The 26,561-nt window shown below is 42.1% G+C and carries 28 protein-coding genes; 19 read left to right on the top strand and 9 right to left on the bottom strand.

All coding sequences use genetic code 11. The features are described from left to right. Positions 1-29 precede the first annotated feature (29 nt). Both EZJ28_RS02520 and EZJ28_RS02515 read right to left on the bottom strand, forming a co-directional pair. Positions 30-2,522: a DUF5686 and carboxypeptidase-like regulatory domain-containing protein gene (locus EZJ28_RS02520; protein ID WP_131394540.1), complete on the bottom strand. Its 2,493-nt coding sequence runs from the start codon at positions 2,520-2,522 to the stop codon at positions 30-32. 59 nt (positions 2,523-2,581) lie between these two features. Further along, positions 2,582-3,559 carry a pyruvate dehydrogenase complex E1 component subunit beta gene (locus EZJ28_RS02515; RefSeq protein ID WP_131394537.1) on the bottom strand — a complete coding sequence of 326 codons (978 nt, stop codon included), beginning with the start codon at positions 3,557-3,559 and terminating at the stop codon, positions 2,582-2,584. A 303-nt stretch (positions 3,560-3,862) separates the two neighbouring features. On the opposite strand from EZJ28_RS02515, the gene EZJ28_RS02510 reads away from it, so the two are divergent. From EZJ28_RS02510 to EZJ28_RS02460, 11 genes are all read left to right on the top strand, one after another. Then, complete coding sequence (locus tag EZJ28_RS02510) at positions 3,863-4,609, top strand: electron transfer flavoprotein subunit beta/FixA family protein (RefSeq protein WP_131394534.1); 747 nt, start codon at positions 3,863-3,865, stop codon at positions 4,607-4,609. A gap of 55 nt (positions 4,610-4,664) precedes the next feature. Next, positions 4,665-5,633: an electron transfer flavoprotein subunit alpha/FixB family protein gene (locus tag EZJ28_RS02505; RefSeq protein WP_131394531.1), complete on the top strand. Its 969-nt coding sequence runs from the start codon at positions 4,665-4,667 to the stop codon at positions 5,631-5,633. An 84-nt stretch (positions 5,634-5,717) separates the two neighbouring features. After that, positions 5,718-6,344 carry a bifunctional nuclease family protein gene (locus EZJ28_RS02500; protein ID WP_131394528.1) on the top strand — a complete coding sequence of 209 codons (627 nt, stop codon included), beginning with the start codon at positions 5,718-5,720 and terminating at the stop codon, positions 6,342-6,344. A gap of 11 nt (positions 6,345-6,355) precedes the next feature. After that, positions 6,356-8,062: a NupC/NupG family nucleoside CNT transporter gene (locus EZJ28_RS02495; RefSeq protein ID WP_131394525.1), complete on the top strand. Its 1,707-nt coding sequence runs from the start codon at positions 6,356-6,358 to the stop codon at positions 8,060-8,062. Positions 8,063-8,177: 115 nt separating this feature from the next. After that, positions 8,178-9,155 (top strand): YihY/virulence factor BrkB family protein, encoded by a 978-nt coding sequence (locus tag EZJ28_RS02490; protein ID WP_131394523.1) that lies wholly within the window; start codon positions 8,178-8,180, stop codon positions 9,153-9,155. Between the two features lie 128 nt (positions 9,156-9,283). Beyond that, positions 9,284-10,108 (top strand): thymidylate synthase, encoded by an 825-nt coding sequence (locus tag EZJ28_RS02485; protein ID WP_131394521.1) that lies wholly within the window; start codon positions 9,284-9,286, stop codon positions 10,106-10,108. A gap of 27 nt (positions 10,109-10,135) precedes the next feature. Then, positions 10,136-10,513 carry a TonB family protein gene (locus EZJ28_RS02480; protein WP_131394518.1) on the top strand — a complete coding sequence of 126 codons (378 nt, stop codon included), beginning with the start codon at positions 10,136-10,138 and terminating at the stop codon, positions 10,511-10,513. 17 nt (positions 10,514-10,530) lie between these two features. Further along, complete coding sequence (locus EZJ28_RS02475) at positions 10,531-10,941, top strand: energy transducer TonB (RefSeq protein WP_131394516.1); 411 nt, start codon at positions 10,531-10,533, stop codon at positions 10,939-10,941. Between the two features lie 98 nt (positions 10,942-11,039). Continuing rightward, on the top strand, positions 11,040-12,203 hold the full coding sequence (gene egtB, locus EZJ28_RS02470; RefSeq protein ID WP_131394857.1) for an ergothioneine biosynthesis protein EgtB: 1,164 nt from the start codon (positions 11,040-11,042) through the stop codon (positions 12,201-12,203). A 12-nt stretch (positions 12,204-12,215) separates the two neighbouring features. Further along, the gene (locus tag EZJ28_RS02465; protein WP_131394513.1) at positions 12,216-13,184 is read left to right on the top strand and encodes an L-histidine N(alpha)-methyltransferase; all 969 of its coding nucleotides are present in this window, start codon (positions 12,216-12,218) and stop codon (positions 13,182-13,184) included. Between the two features lie 16 nt (positions 13,185-13,200). Next, on the top strand, positions 13,201-13,482 hold the full coding sequence (locus EZJ28_RS02460) for a DUF427 domain-containing protein (protein ID WP_207388424.1): 282 nt from the start codon (positions 13,201-13,203) through the stop codon (positions 13,480-13,482). A 59-nt stretch (positions 13,483-13,541) separates the two neighbouring features. On the opposite strand, the gene EZJ28_RS02455 is transcribed toward EZJ28_RS02460, so the two are convergent. Further along, the gene (locus EZJ28_RS02455) at positions 13,542-13,832 is read right to left on the bottom strand and encodes an isoamylase early set domain-containing protein (protein WP_131394507.1); all 291 of its coding nucleotides are present in this window, start codon (positions 13,830-13,832) and stop codon (positions 13,542-13,544) included. 201 nt (positions 13,833-14,033) lie between these two features. Beyond that, a complete protein-coding gene (locus tag EZJ28_RS02450; protein ID WP_131394504.1) occupies positions 14,034-15,110 on the bottom strand; it encodes an aminotransferase class V-fold PLP-dependent enzyme in 1,077 nt (358 codons plus the stop codon). Positions 15,111-15,172: 62 nt separating this feature from the next. Here EZJ28_RS02450 and EZJ28_RS02445 point away from each other — a divergent pair, with 62 nt between their 5' ends. The 5 genes from EZJ28_RS02445 (at position 15,173) to fabD (ending at position 18,632) form a co-directional block, all read left to right on the top strand. Continuing rightward, positions 15,173-15,631, top strand: coding sequence for a 2TM domain-containing protein (locus tag EZJ28_RS02445; RefSeq protein WP_131394501.1), 459 nt, complete (start codon positions 15,173-15,175; stop codon positions 15,629-15,631). 7 nt (positions 15,632-15,638) lie between these two features. Continuing rightward, positions 15,639-16,121 (top strand): dihydrofolate reductase, encoded by a 483-nt coding sequence (locus EZJ28_RS02440; RefSeq protein ID WP_131394499.1) that lies wholly within the window; start codon positions 15,639-15,641, stop codon positions 16,119-16,121. Then, positions 16,108-16,968 (top strand): fructosamine kinase family protein, encoded by an 861-nt coding sequence (locus EZJ28_RS02435; protein ID WP_131394496.1) that lies wholly within the window; start codon positions 16,108-16,110, stop codon positions 16,966-16,968. Before EZJ28_RS02440 ends, EZJ28_RS02435 begins: the two co-directional genes overlap by 14 nt. A gap of 96 nt (positions 16,969-17,064) precedes the next feature. Continuing rightward, on the top strand, positions 17,065-17,568 hold the full coding sequence (locus EZJ28_RS02430; protein WP_131394494.1) for a pyridoxamine 5'-phosphate oxidase family protein: 504 nt from the start codon (positions 17,065-17,067) through the stop codon (positions 17,566-17,568). Between the two features lie 179 nt (positions 17,569-17,747). After that, a complete protein-coding gene (fabD, locus tag EZJ28_RS02425) occupies positions 17,748-18,632 on the top strand; it encodes an ACP S-malonyltransferase (RefSeq protein WP_131394491.1) in 885 nt (294 codons plus the stop codon). A gap of 193 nt (positions 18,633-18,825) precedes the next feature. Here the strand turns inward: fabD and EZJ28_RS02420 are convergent, their stop codons facing one another. Both EZJ28_RS02420 and EZJ28_RS02415 read right to left on the bottom strand, forming a co-directional pair. Then, positions 18,826-20,109: an amidohydrolase family protein gene (locus tag EZJ28_RS02420; RefSeq protein ID WP_131394488.1), complete on the bottom strand. Its 1,284-nt coding sequence runs from the start codon at positions 20,107-20,109 to the stop codon at positions 18,826-18,828. Between the two features lie 3 nt (positions 20,110-20,112). Next, on the bottom strand, positions 20,113-21,246 hold the full coding sequence (locus EZJ28_RS02415; RefSeq protein WP_131394485.1) for a DegT/DnrJ/EryC1/StrS aminotransferase family protein: 1,134 nt from the start codon (positions 21,244-21,246) through the stop codon (positions 20,113-20,115). A 95-nt stretch (positions 21,247-21,341) separates the two neighbouring features. On the opposite strand from EZJ28_RS02415, the gene EZJ28_RS02410 reads away from it, so the two are divergent. From EZJ28_RS02410 to EZJ28_RS02400, 3 genes are all read left to right on the top strand, one after another. Continuing rightward, positions 21,342-22,586: a 3-deoxy-D-manno-octulosonic acid transferase gene (locus EZJ28_RS02410; RefSeq protein ID WP_131394482.1), complete on the top strand. Its 1,245-nt coding sequence runs from the start codon at positions 21,342-21,344 to the stop codon at positions 22,584-22,586. 84 nt (positions 22,587-22,670) lie between these two features. Then, complete coding sequence (locus EZJ28_RS02405; RefSeq protein ID WP_131394479.1) at positions 22,671-22,904, top strand: hypothetical protein; 234 nt, start codon at positions 22,671-22,673, stop codon at positions 22,902-22,904. A 37-nt stretch (positions 22,905-22,941) separates the two neighbouring features. Next, positions 22,942-23,244 carry a hypothetical protein gene (locus tag EZJ28_RS02400; RefSeq protein ID WP_131394477.1) on the top strand — a complete coding sequence of 101 codons (303 nt, stop codon included), beginning with the start codon at positions 22,942-22,944 and terminating at the stop codon, positions 23,242-23,244. 82 nt (positions 23,245-23,326) lie between these two features. On the opposite strand, the gene EZJ28_RS02395 is transcribed toward EZJ28_RS02400, so the two are convergent. From EZJ28_RS02395 to EZJ28_RS02385, 3 genes are all read right to left on the bottom strand, one after another. Beyond that, entirely contained in the window at positions 23,327-24,094 is a 768-nt protein-coding gene (locus EZJ28_RS02395; RefSeq protein ID WP_131394474.1) for a LexA family transcriptional regulator, read from the bottom strand. Positions 24,095-24,179: 85 nt separating this feature from the next. Continuing rightward, positions 24,180-26,168 (bottom strand): heavy metal translocating P-type ATPase, encoded by a 1,989-nt coding sequence (locus EZJ28_RS02390; RefSeq protein ID WP_131394471.1) that lies wholly within the window; start codon positions 26,166-26,168, stop codon positions 24,180-24,182. Further along, positions 26,155-26,535: a DUF3703 domain-containing protein gene (locus tag EZJ28_RS02385; protein ID WP_131394469.1), complete on the bottom strand. Its 381-nt coding sequence runs from the start codon at positions 26,533-26,535 to the stop codon at positions 26,155-26,157. The genes EZJ28_RS02390 and EZJ28_RS02385 overlap by 14 nt, the downstream gene beginning before the upstream one ends. Positions 26,536-26,561 lie beyond the last annotated feature (26 nt).

The following is a 26,561-nucleotide window of genomic DNA, read 5'->3' as shown; positions in this document are numbered from 1 at the left end:
ATAATGAATTTCAGACTTTAAAACCTTAACTAAAAGTGAAAACCGAAATCTGCAATAATGGCAAAAGATCGTGCATCTGGATTCTGAAAATAATTTCCTCTGAAATGTGCTTCTAACTGAAGGATCTTAAAAATATTTCCTATACCAAAATAGTATTCAAAATAAGGATTAGCATCCGGAGCCCGAAGCACCAGTCCCGACGCATCCAGCATTTTACTTTCTTCAGATATTTCTCCCCATACCGCACTAATTCCTGCCAGTTCCCTTAAGTTGAGTTCTCTGAGTAACGGAATCCTTGAAAAGAATCTGCCATTAAAATTATGGTGGAAATGTGCCGAGGCATAAGAATCGGTTATAAACTCATAGTAATCCAAGGTGGGAAAGGTATTGTAAATACCAAAATAGGTCTGGTTGCCCGGTACCACACTCAAAAGGCCAAGAGGTACTGCCCCAAAAGTCTTTCCCGATTCAATGCTCAAATTAGATCTTCCCAGTCCTCCAATTAGTAAGGGCTGATTATAGAAGAACTGAAGTTTCTTATAATTAAAATCACTATTTAAAAGATTCTTCACTCCAAGGCTGTAATTAAGGAAAAAGCCTGGAAATTCTCCATCATTCACAATATTTGGTTCAACACCGTAGCCTGATATTTTTCTACCGGGTGTAAAACTAACTATGGTTGAAAGTTCGGTTTGAATGATCTCAGAATTCGTCAAAGTCCTTTCTTCATCTACATAATAATCCAGGCTAAAACCAGGAGAAGCTGGTTTTATTTCTCTGTAATTCACTCCCAGCCTGAAGCTAAGGTTTTTAACCGGTTCAATGGAAATAGCAAAAGTGCTGAGACTGATAGAGCTTAACTTATCGTTATCTCCAACATCAAGAAGCGAGGATGAAGCCAGGCTCCTGCCAAGCACATCGGTAGAATTGGTAAGACTGGCACCAAGTTGCTCCACATCCCTTCGATTCCCTCCTGAAAGGATAAGCCGGGATTTAGGATCAAGAAGTACTTTTCCTGAAATGCCATACTTGAATTTTTTATCCCTGAAACCATAAGCTCCGTAAGCCTCAATCCTCCAGGGATCATTTTGCCCAAAATAGGTACGGCCTCCAAACCTAATACGCATCCCTTCAACCTCGTTGAAGCCAAAAATGGAATACACCGGGCCATAATCCCAACCATCGAATTCCACGTAGCCCGATTCTGCTATGGTAGCCAGGTCATACAACCGGTTAAAGGCCCTGGTTTTCGTAAGACTATCCAGCATTACATAGACACCTTTCTCATCCTTGTTAAGCTCTTCCAGTCTATGGGCTTCCCAGAATTCATCGCTACGGTCATAAACCTGGGGGCGTGGATCGTAGACCGGTTCCTGATAAAAGGATTCAGACTTTAACTTATTGAACTCATAATCATCATAAAGCAAAGTTCTTTTCGCATATACTCCCCTGGAACCTTTCTTTTTGGTAAGTCCAAAATCAGCCATAAAGAAATCACGGGTAATCAGGAATATTGAGTCATTAAGAACTTCATAATCCTGTTCTATATATACCTGCTTCACCCAGTTGATATTGGCATCCCTGGAGCTTTCCAGGTTTATATGTTTTACAGCCCAGGTGGTATCGTTCACCCAGAAATTCCCCCTGAAGGTCAGTTCATTCTCACGACGGGGATAGTAAATTATATTATAGCACCATTTACTATCAATATAGGCGCTATCAGATAGTATATAATTATAAGTATCTATCCCGGTGGTTGAGATGGGGCTTACAAAACTTTTATCAAAGAATTTTATATAGCTCTTATAGATATCATAATCATCATAGATATCCTTAACTGCATCAATGAGATGCCGATTCTGGCTAAAACCTGAATTCTTATTGCCCAACAGTACCTCTTTTTTCTTGGCCATCATATTATCGCCATAGACCCTGGAAACCGATTCGTTGATGAACACCGGTAAATAGGTCTTACCGGTAACATTATTGGTATCGGTATAATCAAAGATGAATTCCATACCGTTAAAAATGCGGTTATTAATAACTGCGCTGTCTATGGTATTAAGATCGAATTCAAGTTTTTCATATTCCTTATATGAATATTGTTCAAAAGCCTTTACGCCGTTCTTTCTCCGGTTCTTCCATACCTTCTTCAGAATATCCACCGCCGGATTGTCCTTCTTGGGAGTCTTACCCCGGTATACCACAATCTCATCAAGACTGGAGGTCTCTTCTTCCAGAACCACCTTCATATTCAGATTTACGGAAGATTCCAGCGGTACTTTTAAAGTTTTGTATCCGAGAAACGAAACTACTATGGCGTTATGGTCTTCTTCCGACTGCAAATAAAATTCGCCGGCTTCATCGGTTGTGGTTCCTGTTGAAGAGTCTTCAAATATGACATTTGCAAATGGGATGGTCTTTCCCTGATTATCCACAACAACACCACCCACTTTGGTCTGGGCATGAACAATACCCATCCAAAGGAAAAAAAGGAGAGCAGTAAAGAGATAATTGTTCATGTTCAGATAAAAAAAAACTTCATCTAAAAGATGAAGTTTCAAATATAAGTGGATTAGTCTTACTTGTACATTACCTTTTTAACAGCTTTAACAACATCGTCACTGTTAGGCAACCATTCTTTCAGTAGAACCGGTGAATATGGTGCAGGTGTATCTGCAGTGTTCAGTTTCACGATCGGAGCATCCAGGTAATCGAATGCTTTAGACTGAACCTGATAGGTGATCTCTGTCGCCACATTCCCGAAAGGCCATGCTTCTTCAAGTATCACAAGTCTGTTTGTCTTCTTAACCGATTCCAGGATCGCTTCATGATCCATTGGGCGCACAGTTCTAAGATCTATGATCTCACAGGATATTCCTTCTTCCTCAAGCTGATCTGCGGCCTTAAAAGCTTCTTTGATGATCTTTCCAAAAGAAACGATGGTCACATCACTACCTTCTCTTTTTATATCGGCCTTTCCAATCTCTATTACATATTCATCTTCCGGCACTTCACCTTTATCTCCATACATCTGCTCACTTTCCATGAAGATAACCGGGTCGTCATCGCGTATTGCCGCTTTCAGAAGTCCCTTGGCATCATAAGGAGTAGAAGGAACTATAACTTTAAGACCAGGAGTATTTGCATACCAGCTTTCAAAAGCCTGTGAGTGGGTTGCTCCTAACTGCCCGGCTGAAGCGGTTGGACCTCGAAAAACAATAGGGATATTGAACTGCCCGCCACTCATCTGTCTCATTTTAGCAGCGTTATTGATGATCTGGTCTATTCCAACAAGTGAAAAGTTAAAGGTCATGAATTCAATGATTGGCCTGTTACCGTTCATTGCTGAGCCTACTCCAATTCCGGCAAAACCAAGCTCTGCGATTGGAGTGTCTATAACCCTTTCCGGACCAAATTCGTCTAGCATTCCTTTGGAAGCCTTATAAGCACCATTATATTCAGCAACTTCCTCTCCCATTAAATAGACGCTTTCGTCACGACGCATTTCCTCGCTCATAGCTTCGGCAACGGCTTCTCTAAATTGAATTGTCCTCATTATATAATATGTTATTTTTTTATTCCTGCATCGCAAAAATAGTAATTCAATAAGGTAAAAACCATATTTGGCGATTAAAATTTTCCCAGGTCCCAATTAGCATCGGGCTTCTGTTGTTACCATATGCAATAAAAGCATTTCCTTCAAACCTCATTAAATTGTGAACCAGCATCAAAGCAATTAAAATATCAGGAGATAAATCTCAGAATTTTAAGAAAATTTATTATGCATGCATAGCATTTTTTGGTTAAAATTACTTACCTTCGTCAGCGAAATCGTTTTATTAAAAAAAGAACTTTATATATGAAAATCTTAGTATGTATTAGTCATGTGCCTGACACTACATCCAAAATCAATTTCACAGAAGGAGACACCAAATTTGACACCAGCGGGGTTCAGTTTGTGATTAATCCTAACGATGAATTTGGTCTTACCAGAGCAATGTGGTTCAAGGAAAAGCAGGGCGCGAGTGTTGATGTTGTGAACGTAGGTGGAGCTGAAACCGAGCCTACCTTAAGAAAGGCCCTTGCCATTGGTGCCGACAGTGCTATTCGTGTGAACGTTCAGCCTACTGATGGATTTCAGGTAGCAAAACAACTTGCACAGATAGTAAAAGACGGAGGATATGACCTTGTAATTGCCGGTAGGGAATCTATCGACTACAACGGTGGAATGGTTCCCGGAATGCTTGCGGGACTTATAGATGCTAATTTTGTGAACAATTGTATTGGCCTGGAAGTGGAAGGTGACAAAGCTACTGCAACTCGTGAAATAGATGGCGGTAAGGAAACCCTGACTGCTTCTCTCCCTCTTGTTATAGGAGGTCAAAAAGGCCTTGTAGAAGAAAGCGACCTTAAGATCCCTAATATGAGGGGAATCATGCAGGCACGTAAAAAGCCTCTAAATGTTGTGGAGCCGTCGGAAACTTCAGTACAAACCGAAGTCGTGAAATTTGAAAAACCTGCTCCTAAAGGAGAGGTGAAACTTGTTGATCCTGAAAATCTGGATGAGCTGATAGATCTGCTTCATAACGAAGCCAAAGCGATTTAAAGCTTGGTTCTACAAACAGAGGTTCAATAAATTTCAAACTTAAAATCAGAAGAAAATGTCAGTTTTAGTATATATAGAATCAGAAGAAGGTAAATTCAAGAAAGCATCCTACGAAGTGGCTTCATACGCCAAGGAAGTTGCCGGAATGATGGGAACAAGTGTTACCGCCATTACTATTAATGCCGGGGACACAGGAGAACTGGGAACTTACGGAGTAGACAAGGTTCTTAAAGTGAACAACGATAAGCTTTCAAACTTCAACGCAGAAGCATACGCCGATGCGATCGCCCAGGCAGCAAAAAAGGAAGACACAAGTCTTGTAGTACTTAGCCAAAGTGCCAATAGTAAATATCTTGCTCCTCTTTTAGCAGTACAGCTTGAAGCAGGTTATGCTTCCAATGTGGTTGCATTGCCGGAAAGTACTGATCCGTTTACGGTAAAAAGAAATGCCTTTACAAACAAGGCTTTCAGTTTTACAAAGATCACTACCGATGTTAAGATAGTGGGACTTGCCAAGAACGCTTTCGGACTTAAGGAAGCCCAGGGAGAGGCTGCTGCAGAAGACTTCAGCCCTAATCTTTCTGATGAAGATTTCACAGTAAATGTAGAGTCTGTAGATAAGGCCACTAATAAAGTGACCATTGCAGATGCTGAGATCGTGGTATCTGGAGGTCGTGGTCTAAAAGGCCCGGAGAACTGGGGAATGATAGAAGAAATGGCAGATATTCTTGGAGCTGCCACTGCCTGTTCCAAGCCTGTTAGTGATATGGGATGGAGACCCCACAGTGAACACGTGGGCCAGACCGGTAAGCCGGTAGCTTCCAATCTTTATATCGCAGTTGGGATTTCTGGAGCTATCCAGCACCTTGCAGGTATTAATGCTGCAAAAACTAAAGTTGTGATAAACAACGACCCGGAAGCCCCGTTTTTCAAGGCGGCAGACTACGGAGTGGTTGGAGATGCCTTTGAGGTGGTACCTAAGCTCAACGAAAAATTGAAGGAATTTAAAGAGAAAAACGCATAATTTTCATAAATTGTGCCCCATAAAAGGGCTGTCTAAATCTGGCGATTTGTCCTTATTTAGACAGCCTTTTTAACTTATTGTAGTATGAGTTTAGTGCGACTGAATATTAAAGGAATTTCTTATAGTCAAACACAAAACGGAGCTTACGCTTTAATCCTCAGCGAGATAGGAGGAGAGCGAAAGCTACCTATTGTGATAGGGGCGTTTGAAGCACAATCTATCGCAATTGCCCTGGAAAAGGAAATAAAACCACCCAGGCCGCTTACTCACGACCTGTTCAAGAACTTTGCAGACAGGTTTGAAATCGTGGTAAAACAGGTTATTATCCATAAACTGGTAGACGGGGTCTTCTACTCCAGTCTCATTTGTGAAAGAGACGGGATAGAGGAGATCATAGATGCCAGAACCAGTGACGCCATTGCACTGGCTCTAAGATTCAATGCGCCAATATTCACCTATAAAAACATTCTTGATAAGGCCGGTATCTACCTGAAGGCGGAAGAAAAGCAACGCAAGAAAGACGAAAAAGAGGAAGAAGACATCATTGAGGAAGAACTCTTAAAAGAGGAGATCGAAATGAAATCTGAAGACACTACAGATTATAAGAAGATGTCTCTTGATGAATTGAAAGAATTGCTTTCGCAGGCTGTGAGTCAGGAAGATTACGAAAAAGCGGCCCGGATCAGGGACGAGATTTCCAAAAGAAAATAATTCCCCCGAAAATGAACAAATTCTGGTGTTGCCTATTTCTGATCGTATTTTCCATTACATCAGTATTCTCTCAAACTATTTCAAAAACCTGGCAACTAACTCCTGAGGCTGATACCACCAGCTCACAGAATATTTTTTACGAGGCCAGCGACATCAATTTCCAGGAAGGCAGGTTTCATTTTATATCCGAGAAGGGGCAGGACACCTTAGCAAAGGGAGATTACCTGTACCAGAACAAGCTTCTGGTATTATTTTATAACGCACCCATAGACACTATCCAGAACCTTCGTGTAACTACACTTAGCGATTCTACTCTCACAGTGACTTCCAAGGGTTCCGTTTTCAGCCTGAGGGCAAAAGACCAGAGCGCCACAGAAGTGATCCCGGCGGAAACGGCCAAAACCATGGTGCCTAGTCAAGGAATAAGCACTTCCAGCATATTCAGAGGTGTTATAGGAATGATGCTTCTTATATTAATAGCATTCATATTCAGTAGTAACCGTAAGGCGGTTAACTGGAAAACAGTTGGATTGGGATTGACTGCCCAATTATTGCTGGCTATTGGCGTCTTAAAGATCACTGTGGTTCAGAAAGTATTTGAATTCGTGGGAGGCATCTTCGTTCTTATCCTTGACTTTACTGCTGCAGGTAGTGAATTCTTACTTGGAGGGATGATGGATGTTGACAGTTTTGGCTTTATATTCCTTTTCCAGGTTTTACCCACTATTATATTCTTTTCTGCGCTGACTTCAGTGTTGTTTTATATTGGAGTGATACAGGTAGTGGTTAGAGGAATGGCCTGGGTTTTAACAAAATTACTTGGAATTTCGGGACCTGAGAGTTTAAGTGTGGCGGGAAATATCTTCCTGGGACAAACCGAAGCTCCACTTATGATCAAAGCCTACCTTGAAAGAATGACGAGATCTGAGATACTCCTTGTAATGGTTGGCGGAATGGCCACCGTTGCCGGAGGAGTGCTGGCGGCCTATATAGGTTTTCTTGGAGGTGATGATCCTGAAATGCGTTTACAGTTCGCGAAACACCTTCTTGCGGCTTCAGTGATGGCTGCTCCGGGAGCAATCGTGGTTTCAAAAATATTATATCCGCAGCAACAGGCAGTAGATACAGATGTGGAAGTCTCTTCCGAAAAGATAGGTTCAAACATCCTGGACGCGATCGCTAATGGAACAACCGAAGGTCTAAAGCTTGCCGCCAATGTTGCGGCCATGCTTCTGGTATTCATCGCTTTTATAGCAATGATCAATTATATACTGGGCTGGATTGGAGGCTGGACCACCCTTAATTCGCTCATGGCAGAGCATACCCCATACGCCAAATTTTCCCTGGAATCCATTCTTGGATTGATATTCGCACCTTTAATGTGGGTTATCGGGGTGGCCAAAGAAGATATGATGCTCATGGGACAGTTGCTGGGAATTAAACTGGCTGCAAGTGAATTTGTGGGTTACGTTCAGCTGGCAGATCTCAAGAATCCGGCGAACGCTTTAAGTCTTACGTATGAGAAATCGGTGATAATGGCAACCTATATGCTTTGTGGGTTCGCGAACTTCGCATCTATAGGTATTCAGATCGGCGGGATTGGCTCCCTGGCTCCGGGCCAGCGCAAGACCCTATCAGAATTCGGTATGAAAGCACTGATCGGCGGTACGCTGGCATCATTACTTTCTGCAACCATCGCCGGGATGATAATCGGCTAAATTTTTAGAAAACTTTCTAATTTCATTTTCTTTAAGGTAACTGATATATTCTAAATTGCCCTGAGCGTTTTTTCGTATTGAAAAAGCTGAGGAATTTAGATTATTGCTTTGGAAAATGAATGATTCGAATAACAGATCGGTTTATCGTGGGGAAGAAGCCCAATGGCCTCACCAGATTCCTCCAAAAGGCTGGATAGATATAGGTAAACGTGTTTGGCAAGAAATGAAGGCCGATCATGTACAGATCGTTTCTGCAGGAGTCGCATTCTATTTCTTTCTGGCTATTTTTCCAACCATTGTAGCTGCTATTTCTATCTACACCCTGGTGCTGGAACCCGCGCAGATAGAAGAACAGATCTCCCGACTCAATCTAATATTACCGGAAAGAGCCTTTGGAATGATCAGCGATTTTCTTCATCCTGTCATTCAGCAATCCAGAAAAGAGATCAGCTGGGGACTGGTAGTGAGTGTACTTGTAAGTATCTGGAGTGCCAACAAAGGAACCAATGCCTTGTTCCAGGGGATCAATATCGCGTATGACGAAATAGAGACGCGTAATATTTTTAAAAAGAATCTTATAACCCTTCTTTTTACTTTATGCGGACTTGTACTTGGGCTTATAAGTTTACTTATAGTGATCTTTTTCCCTCTTTTAATTGATAAGCTCGGGCTTCCACAGATGCTTGAAAGAACCCTTACCTGGCTTCGCTGGGTAATACTTGGTTTCATCCTTATTTCGGCATTAAGCATAGTTTATAAGATCGCTCCCAACAGGAGAAGTCCGCAGTTCAAATGGGTGAGCTGGGGAGCTGTTATGGGCACCCTTTTATGGCTTGCCGGTTCCATGCTGTTTTCATGGTATGTGAGTAACTTTGGAAGCTACGACGATCTCTACGGAAGTTTTGCCGCAGTTGCCATTTTAATGCTATGGCTCTTCCTTACCGCTTTCATTGTTTTAATGGGTGCAGAGGTTAATTCAGAAATGGAGCATCAAACCAGACATGACACCACCATCGGCAAGCCAAGGCCAATGGGAGAACGCCAGGCATATCATGCCGACAGGTGCGCGGTAGACCAGGACTGTGAAGATTAGTATTTAGTTGATACAAAGTTGATAACTATTCCCTATTCCATTCGATTTCAGCCTTCAGTTTTTACATGTTTTATTATTTTTATCCGAATATGTTTGTTGAATTTTCATAGTAAAAAAGGCCTTTCCATATGAAACAATATCACGATCTACTGAAGCATGTACTGGAGAATGGAGCACAGAAAGGAGACCGTACCGGTACCGGAACCAAAAGCGTTTTCGGTTACCAGATGAGGTTTGACCTTAGCGAAGGTTTTCCCATGGTCACCACCAAAAAACTGCATTTAAAATCTATTATCCACGAACTCTTATGGTTTTTGAAAGGAGACACTAATATTGAATATCTCAAGGAGAATGGAGTTCGTATCTGGAACGAGTGGGCCGATGAAAACGGCGACCTTGGCCCTGTCTACGGTCACCAGTGGAGGAACTGGAACAGTGAGGGAATTGACCAGATAAAAGAAGTTATAAATACTTTAAAAAATAATCCTAACAGCAGGAGAATGCTGGTTTCTGCCTGGAATCCGTCGGTACTTCCCGATACTTCCATTTCATTTTCAGAAAATGTAGCCAATGGAAAGGCCGCGCTCCCACCCTGCCATGCCTTTTTTCAGTTCTATGTTGCAGACGGGAAGTTATCCTGTCAACTCTATCAGCGTAGTGCCGATATTTTCCTGGGAGTGCCTTTCAATATAGCCTCCTATGCCCTTCTCACCATGATGATGGCACAGGTTTGCGGTTACGAACCCGGAGATTTCATACATACCTTTGGTGATGCCCATATCTATAGCAACCATATGGAGCAGGTAGAACTTCAACTAAGCAGGGAGCCAAGACCCTTACCTACCATGAAGATCAACCCCGAAGTCAAAGATATTTTTGGATTTAAGTTTGAAGATTTTATTTTAGAGGATTATGATCCGTATCCCGGCATTAAGGCCAGGGTTGCGGTATAGTTTAACCCTTTAAAATTTTCAAATATTATGAAGAAGTTATTAGTTATCACATGTTTTTTACTTGGCGGTATGGGATTCGCGAATGCTCAGCAAACCTCTCCGGTTTGGCCTGGCTGTGAAGATGCCGAAGACGTAAAAAAATGTTTTAACCAGAAACTTTCACAGCACGTAAGAGAGAATTATGAATATCCGAAAAACGCAGCCGGGGAATATGTTCGCGGAAAGGTGACAATTTCATTCCAGATAGACGAGAATGGAAAGGTTCTTGTTAATTCGGTGGAAGGAGCGAAGCCTAAAGTGAATCAGGCGGCTAAAGAAATGATCCTGAAAATTCCTGAAATGGAACCGGGAACATTGAATGGCGAGCCAGATGCAAGGAATTTTACCGTTCCGTTCAATTTCTAAAAAAATAAAAAATTGTTATGAAAAAGTTTTTAATTATTGCCTTAATGCTCACCGGGATCACCGGTTTTGCCCAGGAAGATGTAGAAGTGAAGGGTAATACCATCACCATAAAGGAAACCGCTCCTGTTTGGCCGGGTTGTGAAGACAGTGATGATAAAAAATCCTGCTTTAACTCTATGCTGATGAAGCATATCAAAGAGAATTATAAGTACCCGAAGAACGAAAAAGGAGAATATATCAGGGGTAAAGCCACCATATCCATGGAAGTTACCGAGAAAGGAAACGTGGTGGTAACAAAAGTAGAAGGTGAAAATCCGAAGGTGAATGCTGCGGCAAAGAAGATGATCATGGCAATCCCACAAATGACCCCGGGTCATGCAGGAGGAAAACCACGTTCTATTAAGTATACAATACCGCTTACCTTCTAGGCATAAATACATTTAACTTGACCTTAACTACTGATTAGGAAGGTCATTTTTAAAAAATTGTAAATTTGAGTGATACCCAAAAGTATCACTCTTTTTTTATGCTTTCACAACAGGAATTAATCACACTTTTTAAAGAGACCAGAAAAGATTCTGAAAGTATTTGTTCTTTTCTTGAAACCGAAGATTATGTGGTCCAGCCCATCGTAGATGTTTCTCCACCCAAATGGCATCTTGGACATACCACCTGGTTTTTTGAAGAGTTCGTGCTTAAAAAATACGCCGATTCTCATAAGCTTTTTGATGATAATACCGCTTACGTTTTTAACAGTTATTACGAAAGTGTTGGTGATAAGGTAATAAGAACCAACAGAGGAAATCTTTCAAGGCCAACCGTGGCATGGATCTATGACTTCAGGAAATATGTGACAAGCGCCATGCTGGAACTGATGGATTCCAAAGAACTTGATAAAGAGGCACTGGGGGTTATTGAAATTGGATGCCATCACGAAAAACAACATCAGGAACTATTATATACAGACATCAAGTATATCCTGGGAAACAATCCTCTTTTTCCAAAATATAATGACCAGTTCATAGAAAACCCCATCCAGAATTTTAAAAGGGAATGGGTGCGGGTGGAGGAAGGAGTTTATGAGATTGGCCATAAGTCTGATGATTTTTGTTATGACAATGAAAAAGGCGTACATAAGGCTTATCTCTGTGACTTCGAGATCTCAAATAAACTAGTCACGAATGCAGAATTTATAGAGTTCATAGAGGCTGGTGGTTACAAGGATGTCATGCTATGGCACGCCGAAGCCTGGGACTGGGTGAATGAGAACAACATAAATTCTCCTTTCTACTGGCATAATATAGATGGAGAATGGAATCAATACACCCTGAACGGTCTTATCAAGCTGCTCCCGGATGCACCGGTCACCCATATTTCATATTATGAGGCCTTTGCTTATGCCCAATGGAAAGGAATGCGTTTGCCTACTGAAGAGGAATGGGAAACAGCCCAGCAATATTTTGAATGGGGCAGTCGCTGGGAATGGACCGAAAGTGCCTACTCCCCTTACCCCAATTATACAAAACCGGAGGGTGCTCTTGGTGAATACAATGGTAAATTCATGGTTAATCAGAAAGTCTTAAGAGGCGGTTCCGTGGCCACCTCTGCTAACCACACCAGGCATACCTACAGAAATTTTTTTCATCCGCAGCTACGATGGCAATTCACAGGCTTCAGGCTGGTAAAATAACTAATACATCAAATGAAAAATCCACCAGAAACCATGTTTGAATCGGCCTTTGCTGAAGACACTTATAAGGGACTTACCAGCTATCCAAAATATCTTTTATCCAAATACATCTACGACGAGAAGGGAGACAAACTTTTTCAGAAGATCATGGAGATGCCCGAATATTATCTCACCGCCTGTGAGTTTGATATCCTCCGGATTAATGCTTCGGCCATTGCTGAATCCTTCAGCAGTGATAAAGGCTTTGACCTTATAGAACTGGGGGCAGGAGATGGTAAAAAGACAAAGGTACTTCTACAGGAACTGGTAGAAAAAGGTTTCAAATTCGATTATCTGCCGGTAGACATTAGTCAGCATGTACTTGATCAGCTTGAACTCTCACTAAAGGAAGAAATCCCGCAGGTAAATGTTAAAGTGCAGCAGGGAACCTATTTTAAAACCCTTGAAAAACTTGCGGAGTATGATTCCCGTAAAAAAGTGATCCTGGTGCTTGGAAGTAATATTGGGAACCTGTTACATGAGAAAGCCGTGGAGTTCCTGGCTAATATAGCCAAAGCCATGGGTAAGGATGACATGCTGTTCATGGGCTTCGATCAGAAGAAAAATCCACAAACCATTCTCGATGCATATAATGATCCTGCAGGCATCACCGAAGAATTCAACAAGAATCTACTGGTTAGGATTAATAATGAACTGGAGGGAGAATTTGATACTGATAAATTCATTCACTGGGAAACCTATAATCCCGAAACAGGTACTGCCAGGAGTTTCCTGGTGAGTAAAACACGGCAAACGGTAAATATCAAAAAACTGGGACTGGAAGTGAATTTTGATGCCTGGGAAAGTATACACACTGAGATCTCTCAAAAATATGACGATTCTATCGTTAATTGGCTTGCCGATGAAGCCGGACTTATGGTTGAACGATCCTTCAGCGATAAGGAAAACTGCTTTAAAAATTATATCTTTAGAAGGAAGTAACTTCTAAACCCAAATTATGAAAGCCATCTGGAATGGTAAGGTGATCGCCGAAAGCGATGACACCCGTATCGTTGAAAACAATCACTATTTCCCCATGGACGATATCGAAAACACATACTTTACTGAAAGTGATCACAGCACCCGCTGCCCCTGGAAAGGCAAGGCCTCATATTTTCACATAGAGGTGGATGGTGCAGTTAACCAAAACGCAGCCTGGTATTACCCGCAGACAAGTTATGCAGCCCGGCCAATAGAGAATTATGTAGCATTCTGGAATGGAGTAAAAGTTACCGAATAAATCCGGCAACTTTTATCCATTTTTGGCATGACCGGCCCCTCACCGACCATTCCCTTTAACTAAACCACTAAGACGGAGTTTTCTGAAGCAGCATAATCGTTCCACTGATAACGATCGGCTTCCGACTCGTTAACCCACTCCCCGTCTACTATATATTTGAATTGGTATTCTTTATCTACAGGGAGGTTGAACTGAGCCTTAAAATTGCCGTTCTTATATTTTTTTAGTTCAGCAGAACTCCAATCGTTAAAATCTCCGGCTACTTCTACTTTCTCAGCATCTTTTGCAGGAACGCAAAATGTGATCTTACATTCCGGCCTGGATTTAAGGTATTGTTTTGTGATAGGCATGTCTTAATCCTTTTATTGATTCATCCTTCAAATTAAAATAATATCACGCTATAAAACAATAAAAATCAGGCAGTTAGATTCATTTTTTCGAATATCGAAAATAAAAGGTCAATTATTGAAAGAGTCCCAAATACGCAAACGATATCAGGGATCAATCTTTCATATTTCCGCAACAAAAAGGACCTTAGTAAAATTTGAAGATCAGATCTTTAACTCCTTAAAAAGACGCTCAAGGTCTTCTTCAGTGTTAAAATAATGCATACTTACTCTTATACCATTCCCTCTTTGTGAAGTAATAATATCCTTTTCCCTTAAACGAGCGAAGAGCTTATCATCTCCCTTTATATTGAAAAGCGGGGCAAAATCCTCTCGCTCAGCCGTCCATTCTTCAATGAGGCCGGCGGCAGCGAATCTTTCGCGTGAAATATTTTTCAGCACATTTATCTGTTGGGTGATCGCATCCATTCCTTTTTCCTTAATGAGATCTATAGCCACCTTAAGGCTCCCAAAATTGAGGGTATCATAATGACCGGGCTCAAACTTTCCTATAAAATTCCCTTCATGAGCCTTATACTTTCCCTGCAGAGAACCAAAGCCCAGGTGTTTTGGAGATATCTTTCCCTGGATCGATTCATTGAAAAGCATAAATGCATTTCCGTAACCGGCATTCATCCATTTATAGCAACTGCTAATTGCAATGTCTATTCCTGACTGGTCGAAATTGAAATCTTCAATCCCGAAATACTGAGTGCCATCAGCGATAAGAATCAGGTCAGGAAATTTTTCCTTGAGCTCTTTAAGAAAATTAAAACTCAGCTTAACGCCGTTTATGTATTGAACTATACTGAACGCAAAGAAATCAGGTCTTTCCTTTTCTATCTGTTGAAGGATATTGGCTTCAAGATTTTCGTCAATTCCCGCATAACTCACAATGAAATTTCGAGATTCCACGGCCCAGTTTATGGACGGATAGTCATTCTCCAGAAGCAGAAATTTTGAGGGTTTATCTATACTCTCAAGGACGGAGTTGAAGCCATAAGAAAAATTGGGAACCAGCGCCACACGATTAGGGGCACAGCTAAAGAATTCTCCAACGCTCTCCCTTACCCCGGTAAGCATTTCACCCATTTTCTCCTTTAGAAGACTTGCGCTGATTAAAAAATCCAGATCGTGTTCCTGCCGGAACTCCCAGACCTTTTCCGGCAACAATCCTGAAGCAGCCGTGTTCAAATAAGTATATTGTTCAAGGACTGGGAAGCCTTTTCTTAAATTATCCATAAGCGTTAGGGAGTTCTTTTTTTTAAATGTAAATTTGATACTACACTAATGTAATTGTTATTATGTTTTCTAAAAAGAAAAACACTTCTAAAATAGATTACGAACAGCGTGAACTTTACGAAAATGCAAGGAAAAGAACCAGGGAAAAGAAGAGGCTTTTTCAGCATTTTGTGATCTTCCTTATCGGGGCGGTTTTTCTTATAGTTCTGAATGTGGTTATAGGCTACAAGGAAGAATTTCAACCGTTGGGATATAACTGGTTCGTATGGGCGGTATTGCTCTGGGCCCTCATCTTCCTGGTCCATTTTTTCAATGTTTTTATAGTGAACAGTTTTATGGGAAAAGACTGGGAAGCCAAACAGGTAGACAGACTGGTAAAGAAGCAGAAGGAAAAGATAGCCAGGCTTCAGGAACAGGTGGAAAGGGAGCATCCCAGCCCCATGAAGAAGGATCCACAGAAACCCATTGAACCCACAAAAAGAATTGAGCCGGATGATCCGGACAGACCAATAAACAGTTAGAAAGTTAATGCTTACAATGATCGCCGCAGCGGCAGAGAATAATGCTTTAGGAAAGGATAACGACCTGGTTTGGCACCTTCCCGACGATTTCAAAAGATTTAAACGACTCACCTCGGGTCACCATATCATTATGGGAAGGAAAACCTTTGAATCCTTCCCAAAGTTGCTTCCAGACCGCACACATATCATCATTACCCGCAAGAAAGATTATAATCCCGAAGGTACCATTGTAGTACATTCCCTTGAAGAAGCCATAAGGGTCTCGAAACTGGATGAACAGCCCTTTATTATTGGTGGAGGCGAGATATATAAAATAGGAATGGATGTGGCCGATAAAATTGAACTGACACGTGTACACGGTGAGTTTGATGCCGATACTTTTTTTCCTGAGGTTGACGAAGATGAATGGAAGCTTGTAAAAGAACAGTTCCATGAGAAGGATGAAAAACATGATTACGCCTTTACCTATCTAACCTATGAGCGGAAGTAGACGGGAAGACATTTTAAGACAGATAGCGGAAGAAAACGGAATAACTTATAAAAGCTCTTCTCCCCTTAGTGGTGGTGATATCAACGAGGTTTACCTGCTGGTTGGTCCATCGGAAAAGTTTGTGGTTAAACTGAATAACACAAGCCGCTTCCCGGGAATGTTCGAAGCTGAAAGACTAGGTTTACAAAAGCTGGCTGAACCGGAGGTGATCGATGTCCCGAAACCTCTCGCAACCGGTGCCATTAAGGAAATGGCTTATCTCCTTTTAGAATATAAAGATTCGGGACGAAAAAGCTCAAATTTCTGGGAAAGCTTTGGTGAACAGATGGCTAAACTGCATAAAACGACAGCAGAAGATTTCGGCCTGGAAAAAGATAATTATATAGGGAGCCTTCCGCAGTATAATGATAAAAAAGATTCGGCCGCTGAATTCTATATCAGCATGCGCCTTCAGCCACAAATAAAAATGGCCAGAGATAAAGGCTTTCAGCTGAATGTATCTGATAATTTTTATAGGAATTGCGAACAGCTGATCCCTCAGGAGCCACCTGCCCTTGTCCATGGTGATCTCTGGAACGGGAATTACCTCGTAAATTCTAAAGGCCTGCCCTGTTTAATAGATCCGGCTGTTGCATTTGCTCCACGGGAAATGGACCTCGGAATGATGAAACTTTTTGGAGGTTTTCAGGATCAGCTTTTTCAGACTTATAACGAGGTCTTGCCTCTCGAATCTGGCTGGCAGGAAAGAATTCCTCTCTGGCAATTATATTATCTCCTGGTACATCTCAATATCTTCGGCGCGGGCTACAGATCTCAGGTTACTTCCATCATAAGGCAATTCAGCTGATTTTACAATTCTTAACACCGCCAGTTCTTTTTTTAGCAGTTCCTTAGCGCAAAAGCCATTCTTACTAAAGTATATTCATAACAAATAAAATTGATTATGAGTACGAAAAATTTATATGACAAGGAAGCAAGAGAAAAGATCAAATCTTTGGTAGAGGATATCAAAACAGGAATCCTGGTAACAGATATGCTCTCCAAACCTTTGAGCGCGGTTCCCATGACCACAAAACAGGTGGATGAACATGGCGCTATCTGGTTCCTGAGCCGAAGTGACAGCGAACATAATAAGAATATTGAAAAAGACAGTGATGTCCAGCTGCTCTATAGTGATAACTCAGATATGGAGTATATCAGCATCTATGGTGAGGCATTTATTGAAACCAACCGCGAGGTGCTGGAAGACCTGTATTCCAAGGTAGATGACGCATGGTTCGAAGATGGTAAGGATGATCCTAAATTAACAGGTATTAAGGTAAATCCTAAAGAAGCCTATTACTGGGACACCAAATCGAATAAATATGTCACACTTTTCAAGATAGGCGTGGCCGCCATGGGAGGTGATGATAAAGACATAGGAGAAAAAGGAAAATTAAAGCTATAAAAGGCTGTATTTGTCGGAAAAGACCTCGTAGCGCCTCTTTTGTTATGAGGTCTTTTTTATTATACCTATTTTTGGCACCCTAAACCAACATCTTATAAAATGGCCAGTTACAATTCTTACTACCTAAAGAGCGTAATGGCGAATTGAATCTGACCGATAAAAACAATAAAATTTAACAGATGAAAGCATATGTTTTTCCGGGCCAGGGAGCCCAGTTTTCGGGAATGGGAGCCGATCTTTATGAAAAGTCTCCTCAAGCAAAGGAACTTTTTCATCGGGCGAACGACATTCTTGGATTCTCCATCACAGATATAATGTTCCAGGGATCTGCAGAAGACCTGAAGGAAACCAAGGTTACACAACCGGCCGTATTCCTGCATTCGGTAATTCTATCCAAAGTTCTTGGAGATAAATTCAAACCTGATATGGTTGCCGGACATTCACTGGGAGAGTTCTCAGCTCTCGTAGCCAATGGAGTTCTAAGTTTTGAGGATGGACTAAAACTGGTTTCCCAAAGAGCTCAGGCAATGCAAAAAGCATGCGAGATGAAACCATCAACCATGGCTGCAGTACTGGGGCTTGAAGATGAAATGGTGGAATCGGTGTGCGCTGAGACTGAAGGTACCGTAGTGGCAGCAAATTATAACTGTCCCGGGCAACTTGTGATCTCAGGCGAATACGATGCCGTTGAAAGAGCCTGTGAAAATCTTAAGGAAAGAGGTGCCAGAAGAGCCATGATACTTCCGGTAGGTGGAGCATTTCACTCCCCACTGATGGAACCTGCCAGAAAAGACCTTGCGGCGGCAATTGAGAACACGAACTTCAGTAATCCTATCTGTCCTGTTTACCAGAATGTAAGCACTTTTGCGGTGAACGATCCTGAAGAGATCAAGAAGAACCTGGTTTTTCAATTGACCGCACCGGTAAAATGGACACAATCCGTTCAGAACATGATCAAGGATGGAGCAAAGGAATTTATCGAAGTCGGCCCCGGAAAGGTTCTGCAGGGACTGGTAAAGAAAATAGACAGAAATATGGAAACTTCTTCTGCCGCGCTGGAATAAGACAAGACAAACTTCAAAAAATTACAAGAGCCCGGTCATTACACCGGGCTCTTTATTCTTAACAATAGATTTTCTTCATAAAAAAGTGGTCTAATTTTTTTAGTACGGTCATCCTGAACTTGTTTCAGGATCTTTTAGAAGCTGAAGCAGGTTCAGCTTGACGAAAACATGAAATTTCAACCCCACTTTTTTCTTATTCAGTCTTATAGACCTTACCTTCTTTCATCACAAATCTCACATTCTTAAGGGTTTCTATATTTTGAGTGGGATCTTCATCCACTGCGATGATATCAGCAAGGAATCCTGGATCTATCTGCCCCAATTCAGATTCCATTTTTAAAATTTTTGCCGGAGTTACGGTGGCCGACTGGATGGCTTCCATGGCTGGCATCCCGGCTTCTACCATATACCCAAATTCACGTGCGTTCTCACCATGTTTAAAAACACCGGCATCGGTTCCAAAAACGATGGGAACTCCTTTTTTATAGGCTTTGGCAAAGGTATTCTGGATCTTCGGACCGATCTCTTTTGCCTTTGGAACAACCAGCTCGGGATAATAACCTTCTATTTCAGAATTTTCGGTTACTTCTTTTCCTGCGGTAATGGTTGGAACCATATAAGCATCAAATTCCTTCATCAGCTCCATAGTTTCCTCGCTCATTAAAGTCCCGTGTTCAATGGTCTTCACGCCAGCTCTAACGGCACGTTGCATACCTTTGTCACCATGGGCATGAGCCGCTACATGAAATCCGTAATCCTTAGCAGTTTTAACTATCTCTTCGATCTCTTCCTTAAAGAACTGCGGATTGGAACTGCTCTTTGCTACACTTAATACACCGCCAGTAGCTGTTATCTTTATCAGGTCGGCACCATTCTTATAACGCTGTCTTACCGCTTTCCTCGCATCTTCAGGACTATTAACCACACCTTCTTTAGGACCGGGGTTACCCATCATTTCATCGTTCATCCCATTAGTAGGATCGGCATGGCCACCTGTAGTTGCGAGCGATTTTCCGGCTGTATAGATCCTTGGGCCTTCAATTTTCCCTTTATTTATAGCATCCCTTAGGGCTATGTTCACCCCGGAACCTCCAAGATCCCGTACGGTAGTGAAACCAGCCATCAGCGTCTTCCTGGCAAAACCGACCGAATTAAAGGCATTATCTACCTGATTATTGGTAAACCTGTTAAGATATTCGGCAGGATTAGACTCACTTTCCATATGCACATGCATATCGGTCAATCCCGGCAATACAATCTTTTCTTTAAGGTCTATCAAACTGTCTTTTTCTGAAGCGGGATCAACGAATCCATCTTCCACACTTTTTATTCTTTCTCGCGATACGATAATGGTTTTACCTGTAAGTACTTTTCCATTTTTAGTGTCTATCAGTTTTCCGGCATGGATATAAATATCCTGGGCCATCATATTGGAAAAGATAAAAATGGCCAGAACGGCTAAGAACAGTTTTTGCATGTTTTAATTATTTAAGAAGTGAATTATGGTTTTTGAGATATGATCTATCTGGTCGTCGTCCAGCTCGGTATGCATTGGAAGTGAGATAACCTCTTTCACCAGCTGATTGGTCACTTCAAAATCGGCTTCATTATACCTATCGTCCGCATAGGCCTTCTGCAGATGTAAAGGGATTGGGTAGTAGATCCCAAAAGGAATTCCCTTTTCCTGCAGGTGTTTTGCAAGCGCATCCCTTTTGCCATTCTTAATCTTAAGGGTGTACTGATGGTAAACATGTGTGCTGGAATCTCCAGTCTGCACAGGTGTTTCTATATTTTCCTGCCCTTTAAAAGCTTCATTATATTTCGCGGCTGCGGCTTTACGAGCCTCATTATATTTATCAAGATTCGGAAGTTTTGCCCTTAGAACTGCTGCCTGGAAACTATCCAGCCTTGAATTCACTCCCACTACATCATGGTGATAACGTTCGTACATTCCGTGGTTCACGATCCCTCTTATCGTATGAGCAAGCTCATCGTTATTGGTAAAGATCGCTCCTCCATCTCCATAGCACCCGAGATTCTTGGAAGGAAAGAAGGAAGTTGCAGCAACATGGCCAATAGTTCCCGCCTTCATCGTCTCTCCAGATTTTGAATGAAAATCGGCACCTATAGCCTGGGCATTATCTTCTATCACATAGAGATCGTGTTCTTTTGCAATTTCCATGATCGCGTCCATATTGGCCACCTGCCCGAAAAGATGAACGGGAACAATGGCTTTGGTCTTTGGAGTGATCGCTTTTTTAATCTCTTCAGGATCTATATTGAAGGTTTCAGGGTCCACATCCACGAGTACCGGCGTAAGCTGAAGAAGAGCTATTACCTCCACGGTCGCGGCAAAAGTAAAATCGGCGGTGATAACCTCATCTCCCGGTTTCAGGCCGAGGCCCATCATTGCTATTTGTAACGCATCAGTCCCATTCGCGCAGGGAATTACGTTCCTCACCTGAAGGTAATCTTCCAGTTCCTTCTGGAAAGCGTGAACCTGTGGGCCATTTATGAAAGAAGTATCTTCAAGAACTTCCTGTAATGAATCATTAACCTGTTTTTTTATACCTTGATACTGACCTTTAAGGTCGACCATTTGAATCTTTTTCATTTACAATATTTTTCAGGTCTACGAAAATACAAAATATAGACCCTACTAACAATCCATTTGAAAGACCTATTTTAGCAGACAGAAGTTTTTTTAGAGTGCAGGGAGTCTACAACGTATTGGTCAATTTAAGCGGTGTCGTACTTAAATCGGCATCCTATTTCAGCAAAAAGCTTAAGGAATTCACTGAAGGCCGAAAGGACCTTTTCCCGAAACTGGAAAACGTCATAGACCCGGCGCATGATCATATCTGGGTTCATGCCGCTTCCCTGGGCGAGTTTGAAATGGCCGTGCCGGTGTTGAAAATGCTGAAGGAAGAATCTCCGGAGTCAAAAATAGTGGTAAGCTTTTTTTCTCCGTCGGGCTATAAGAACAAGAAAAAACATGAGCTGGTTGACCATTTCACCTACCTGCCACTTGACACTAAAGGTAATGCCGAAAAATTCCTGGATATCATTAATCCCAAAATGGTCTTTTTCATCAAATACGATTTCTGGCCCAACTTTCTAAATGAGCTTAAGTCAAGAAAGATAAGAACCTTTCTGGTCTCAGGGGTTTTCAGAAAAGATCAGACATTCTTTAAAGCTTACGGAAAATGGCTGCGATCGTCACTGGAAGCCTTTGAACATTTCTTTGTTCAAAATGATGAATCCCGGGAATTATTGAATTCAATCGGTTTTCAAAATGTGAGCATTGCGGGCGACACTCGATTTGACCGGGTAGCCGCGCAAATTGAGGCCAACAACAAAATAGATTTCATCGAAGAGTTTAAGGAAGATAAATTACTGGTGGTTTGCGGGAGCACCTGGCCGGAGGATGAAGCACTTATCCTGGACTTTATAAACGGTTCCCGTAATATTAAATTTATCATCGCGCCCCACGAGATAAACGAGCATAAGATAAGGAAACTGGAAGCAGGCATCAGACTGCCCAGTATCAAATATTCTGACAGGGCCGGAAAGGAACTTAAAAATTACAGTGTGCTCATCCTGGATACCATAGGACTACTGGGAAGAGCTTACAATTATGCGAATATCGCCTATGTAGGTGGTGCTGCCGGGGATACGGGCCTTCACAACATTCTGGAACCGGCCACTTTTGGAATTCCCATAATTATTGGGAAGAACTTCGAAAAATTTCCTGAAGCAAAACGCTTACAGCAGTTAGCAGGCCTTTATACAGCGGAAGATTCACATGAATTTTCAGCGATTATGACCAGGTTCTATACCGATACCAACTTCAGAAGGAAAACCGGAATGATCACCGGCCATTTCATTAATAGCAATACGGGAGCCACCCGTATACTCCAAGAATACCTTCAAAAAGGCTTTTCGAAATCTTAACATATACTGCTAAAAAAACTTAAAATAAACACGGCCAACAGGTTTTAGTTGTACTTTCGATTCATAAACCAAAAAACTACTAAAATGAAACGTTTATCAATCCTAGCAGCTATGCTACTTACCGTAGCTTCTGTATTTACTTCCTGCAGGGAAACCAGAGAAAAGGAAACCATTGTGAAGGAAGTGGAAGTTGAGAAGGAAGTTGACACTCCAGAAGAAGAACGCGAAGGAATCCTGGAAAGGACTGCTAAAAAAGTGGATAAGGAAGTAAATAAAGAGATCGACGAAAAGATCGAAGAGATAGGAGACGACAACTAAAACATAGAGCAAAAACTACTAATTTAAATTTTAAATTATGAAAAAGTTATTTTTAATGTTCGCCTTAATGCTTTCTGTAAGTGTTATCTATTCGTGCAGGGAGACTGCCGAAGACAAAGCAGATGATATGGAAGAAATGCACGAAGAAGGTGAAGACCATATGGACGATATGGATGACATGAATGATGATGATAATGGCATTGGTGAAGATATTGAACAGGCGGCTAACGATGCCGGTGACGCGGTAAAAAATGCCGCTAAAGAAACCGGAGAGGCCGTAGAAGGAGCTGCCGAAGAAGTTGAAGGTGAGATCGAGGAAGAAACCTCTGACGACTACTAGCCTTACAAATTCAGATTAGGCAGAGTAAATATTCCTGATACTAACGATCACATGAACCCTTTTTCGCAGGAAAAAGGGTTCATTATTTTTTAAAGGATTTCAGTTCTTTTTTTAACTCCTCCATAGAATGTTGAAGCTCCTGGAAAAGCCCGCTATTGGACGGATTGTCCAGATTAAAGGTGAGTTTTGAGTTCACCTGCCATATTTCCTGAATATCATGGACATTTATTTCCAGCGGAAGATATTCCTCATTTAAAGAAATAAGAAGCACCTTGGAAGGATCTGGCAACTTCTGCAATTTCTTGACCAGGACAGAATCGTACATTACCACAACATACACCCGGTTATTACTGGCTTCCTCGATACTGGGAACGGCTTTTCCCATTACCCACTCTCCTGGCCTGTAGTCTGGCAACATACTATCTCCTTCTATCTGAAAACCCCGGTAAGTGGCGTTTCTGAATTCTGGCAGGGGAATATCAAAGGCCGGCAGCTGGTTATACCACTCCACATCCTGTACATTGTGGGGATATCCCGCCGCTGCTTTCTGATTTACAAGCACGATATTCTCATTATCGGCATTATCAACCGTAACTACCTTGGGGCTTACATCACCCTTGGATATTTTCAAATATTTCTGACCGCTCTGCCCAAATAGCCAGAGTGGGTTGATACCAAACTGGCTAAGGAGTTCAGCGACCACCTTACCCGATAATTTGGTGCGTCCTCTTTCAATATCTGCCGTGGAATTTTTAATTCCAAGCAGGGAAGCAAACTCTGCCTGCGTATAATTATTTTCTTCTCTTACTTCCTTAAAGTGCTTGATTTCAATAGATCCCGGTGTGCCCATAATTGTTCGGTTATTAGGAATATTTCCAAAATTTAATCAAAAATATTGGATTTAATCCTATTTCCCCAAATAAAGCTGATAAATTTTAAGTATTACTGTACCTGTCTTTAAAGGCAAGCAGTCTCAGGGCATTTAATACAACCACCACGGTAGAGCCTTCATGGAACACTACGGCGATCCCGATATTAGCCCAGCCAAAAATCGTTGCCGGAAGAAGCAGCGCCACTACTCCAAGGCTGATCCAGAGATTCTGTCTCACGATCTGCTGAGCCTTCCTACTTAAGGCGATAGCAAAAGGCAGGATCTCCAGCTTATCGGCCATCAAAGCGATATCAGCGGTTTCAAGGGCTACATCACTACCCGCGGCACCCATAGCTATCCCAACGGTACTGTTGGCCATGGCCGGGGCATCATTCACCCCGTCTCCTATCATCGCGATCTTGGATTCTTCCTTTTCAAGCTGTTTTATTCGTTCTACCTTTTCTTCTGGCAACAGGCTCCCATAGGCCTGGGTGATCCCTATCTGAGCCGCGACCGAATCGGCTACCTTCTGATTATCTCCCGTAAGCATGATCATTTTTTTGATCCCAATCTTTTTAAGCTTTTCCAGGGTAGGCTTCGCGGCCTTACGCGGAGTATCCATAAGGCCAAGAATTCCGCTGAACTGATCTTTATTCTTTACCAGCATTACTGTTTTTCCCTGCTTCTCCAGGTCTTCCACCTTTTGCTTCACTTCTAATGGCACTCCTCCGGATTCATTATACAATTCAAGATTCCCTATTCTTACAGGCTCCCCTTCAACTTCGCCTTTAATTCCTTTTCCCTGTATGGCTTCTGAATGCTTCACTTCCGGAAAACCGTTTTGCGCTTCCATCCTTTTCTTTCCATCGCGCACCACCGCCTTAGCAAGCGGATGATTACTTGAACTTTCCAGTGCGATAACCTTCCTCAGGAATTCATCATTAGAAAGTCCGTTAAGTAACATAAGATCGGTCAACTGCGGCTTTCCCTGCGTTAAAGTTCCTGTCTTATCAAAGGCCAGGGCCCGAAGTGTCCCCAGGTCTTCCAGGGGTTTACCTCCTTTTACAAGCACTCCTCCCCTTGCCGCCCGTGCAATTCCGCTTAGAACGGCAGAGGGCGTGGAGATCGCAAGAGCACAAGGGCTCGCGGCCACTAGTGCGGCCATAGACCTGTAAAAACTTTGTGCCCAGGTCTCATCTACCACCAAAAAGGCAAAATTGAGCAGTAGAACCAGGATGAGAACGGCCGGGACATAATATTTTTCAAACTTATCTGCCAGTAACTGGGTAGGAGACTTTTTTTCCTGGGCTTCCTGTACCATAGTAATAAGCCTGCTTAAGGTAGAGTCCCGTGATTCTTTAATCACTTTAACCTCAATACCGGTATCTCCATTGATTGTTCCAGCATATACCCTGTTTTTCTCAGGAATTTCCTTATCGGAATCATAGTGTCTGTCAGGGTCATTTACCGGTTCCTTATCTACAGGTATACTTTCTCCCGTTATGGGCGCCTGGTTGATGCTTGACTTACCATGAAGTATAACCCCGTCCGCACTTACAGTACTATTGGGTTTGATCCTTATAACATCTCCCAGCTTCAATTCTTCAATATTTACTTCCACATAGTCTTCTCCTTCTTTCCTTAAGGCTATCTTGGGTGAGAGTTTGGTAAGTGATTCGATAGATTTTCTCGCCTTATCCATAGCCATATGCTCAAGCGCATGGCCCAGGCTAAAAAGGAATAAAAGCAAAGCACCTTCAGCCCATTTATCCAGAAAGGCTGCTCCTATTGCCGCGACCAGCATCAGAAAATCTATCTGAAACCGACCCTGGAAGGTCTCTTTTACAGCTTCCAGCAGGGTATAATAGCCACCAAAAAAATATGAGATAAGATAAGGAATGAGTATGTAGAGAGCCGGCAGCTCTCCAAAACTATCCATTAAAAATCCAATTAGGAGAAACAAACCGCTAAGAATGGCGAAGATCAGTTCGGTCTTTTCACCAAAGACCCCATCGTTATGAGGTTTACAGCATCCGTGGTTATGAGCGGCCATAGGTTTTATTTTTATGGTTATCAAGTATAGCTTTCAGGTCTGCCTCTATGGGCATAGATCGCAAGGGGGGTACATTTGCTCCTCCGGTATTTCCAACAGGGATGGTGCCCACAAAAGACTTCACTCCTCCAACCAGCAGGCGCGGTATCTGTCCCAGCACCTCCCGCAGACTCTTAATTCTGAAACCAAAGTTAAGCATTAACCAGTGAGAATAGGTATGCTCTACCGTAAAAGCCTGACCCAGCACATGGCTACGTTCAAGGGCGCGCCATGCACTCCGGTGATCATTATTTTCCAGATTACGGTAATAATTAGCAAGTTCTTCACGATAATGAACCTTCAGGGTTCGGGGCATTCTATAAGGCATCTTAATTTCATTTACTAATTAAGACA

This window comes from Gramella sp. KN1008 (assembly GCF_004332155.1).
GTDB lineage: Bacteria > Bacteroidota > Bacteroidia > Flavobacteriales > Flavobacteriaceae > Christiangramia.
The sequence above is the reverse complement of the archived record's forward strand: the minus strand, read 5'-3'. Positions and strand labels throughout refer to the sequence as shown.

What these genes read in the sequence shown, in the direction of transcription:
- EZJ28_RS02515 (WP_131394537.1), bottom strand. Translation starts at nt 3,559, where the DNA reads ATGAGGACAATTCAATTTAGAGAAGCCGTTGCCGAAGCTATGAGCGAG.
- EZJ28_RS02490 (WP_131394523.1), top strand. Translation starts at nt 8,178, where the DNA reads ATGAATGATTCGAATAACAGATCGGTTTATCGTGGGGAAGAAGCCCAA.
- egtB (WP_131394857.1), top strand. Translation starts at nt 11,040, where the DNA reads ATGCTTTCACAACAGGAATTAATCACACTTTTTAAAGAGACCAGAAAA.
- EZJ28_RS02485 (WP_131394521.1), top strand. Translation starts at nt 9,284, where the DNA reads ATGAAACAATATCACGATCTACTGAAGCATGTACTGGAGAATGGAGCA.
- EZJ28_RS02430 (WP_131394494.1), top strand. Translation starts at nt 17,065, where the DNA reads ATGAGTACGAAAAATTTATATGACAAGGAAGCAAGAGAAAAGATCAAA.
- EZJ28_RS02510 (WP_131394534.1), top strand. Translation starts at nt 3,863, where the DNA reads ATGAAAATCTTAGTATGTATTAGTCATGTGCCTGACACTACATCCAAA.
- EZJ28_RS02450 (WP_131394504.1), bottom strand. Translation starts at nt 15,110, where the DNA reads ATGGATAATTTAAGAAAAGGCTTCCCAGTCCTTGAACAATATACTTAT.
- EZJ28_RS02505 (WP_131394531.1), top strand. Translation starts at nt 4,665, where the DNA reads ATGTCAGTTTTAGTATATATAGAATCAGAAGAAGGTAAATTCAAGAAA.
- EZJ28_RS02455 (WP_131394507.1), bottom strand. Translation starts at nt 13,832, where the DNA reads ATGCCTATCACAAAACAATACCTTAAATCCAGGCCGGAATGTAAGATC.
- EZJ28_RS02495 (WP_131394525.1), top strand. Translation starts at nt 6,356, where the DNA reads ATGAACAAATTCTGGTGTTGCCTATTTCTGATCGTATTTTCCATTACA.
- EZJ28_RS02390 (WP_131394471.1), bottom strand. Translation starts at nt 26,168, where the DNA reads ATGGCCGCTCATAACCACGGATGCTGTAAACCTCATAACGATGGGGTC.
- EZJ28_RS02460 (WP_207388424.1), top strand. Translation starts at nt 13,201, where the DNA reads ATGAAAGCCATCTGGAATGGTAAGGTGATCGCCGAAAGCGATGACACC.
- EZJ28_RS02415 (WP_131394485.1), bottom strand. Translation starts at nt 21,246, where the DNA reads ATGAAAAAGATTCAAATGGTCGACCTTAAAGGTCAGTATCAAGGTATA.
- EZJ28_RS02400 (WP_131394477.1), top strand. Translation starts at nt 22,942, where the DNA reads ATGAAAAAGTTATTTTTAATGTTCGCCTTAATGCTTTCTGTAAGTGTT.
- EZJ28_RS02395 (WP_131394474.1), bottom strand. Translation starts at nt 24,094, where the DNA reads ATGGGCACACCGGGATCTATTGAAATCAAGCACTTTAAGGAAGTAAGA.
- EZJ28_RS02420 (WP_131394488.1), bottom strand. Translation starts at nt 20,109, where the DNA reads ATGCAAAAACTGTTCTTAGCCGTTCTGGCCATTTTTATCTTTTCCAAT.
- EZJ28_RS02500 (WP_131394528.1), top strand. Translation starts at nt 5,718, where the DNA reads ATGAGTTTAGTGCGACTGAATATTAAAGGAATTTCTTATAGTCAAACA.
- EZJ28_RS02385 (WP_131394469.1), bottom strand. Translation starts at nt 26,535, where the DNA reads ATGCCTTATAGAATGCCCCGAACCCTGAAGGTTCATTATCGTGAAGAA.
- EZJ28_RS02440 (WP_131394499.1), top strand. Translation starts at nt 15,639, where the DNA reads ATGCTTACAATGATCGCCGCAGCGGCAGAGAATAATGCTTTAGGAAAG.
- EZJ28_RS02405 (WP_131394479.1), top strand. Translation starts at nt 22,671, where the DNA reads ATGAAACGTTTATCAATCCTAGCAGCTATGCTACTTACCGTAGCTTCT.
- EZJ28_RS02465 (WP_131394513.1), top strand. Translation starts at nt 12,216, where the DNA reads ATGAAAAATCCACCAGAAACCATGTTTGAATCGGCCTTTGCTGAAGAC.
- EZJ28_RS02520 (WP_131394540.1), bottom strand. Translation starts at nt 2,522, where the DNA reads ATGAACAATTATCTCTTTACTGCTCTCCTTTTTTTCCTTTGGATGGGT.
- EZJ28_RS02435 (WP_131394496.1), top strand. Translation starts at nt 16,108, where the DNA reads ATGAGCGGAAGTAGACGGGAAGACATTTTAAGACAGATAGCGGAAGAA.
- fabD (WP_131394491.1), top strand. Translation starts at nt 17,748, where the DNA reads ATGAAAGCATATGTTTTTCCGGGCCAGGGAGCCCAGTTTTCGGGAATG.
- EZJ28_RS02445 (WP_131394501.1), top strand. Translation starts at nt 15,173, where the DNA reads ATGTTTTCTAAAAAGAAAAACACTTCTAAAATAGATTACGAACAGCGT.
- EZJ28_RS02475 (WP_131394516.1), top strand. Translation starts at nt 10,531, where the DNA reads ATGAAAAAGTTTTTAATTATTGCCTTAATGCTCACCGGGATCACCGGT.
- EZJ28_RS02480 (WP_131394518.1), top strand. Translation starts at nt 10,136, where the DNA reads ATGAAGAAGTTATTAGTTATCACATGTTTTTTACTTGGCGGTATGGGA.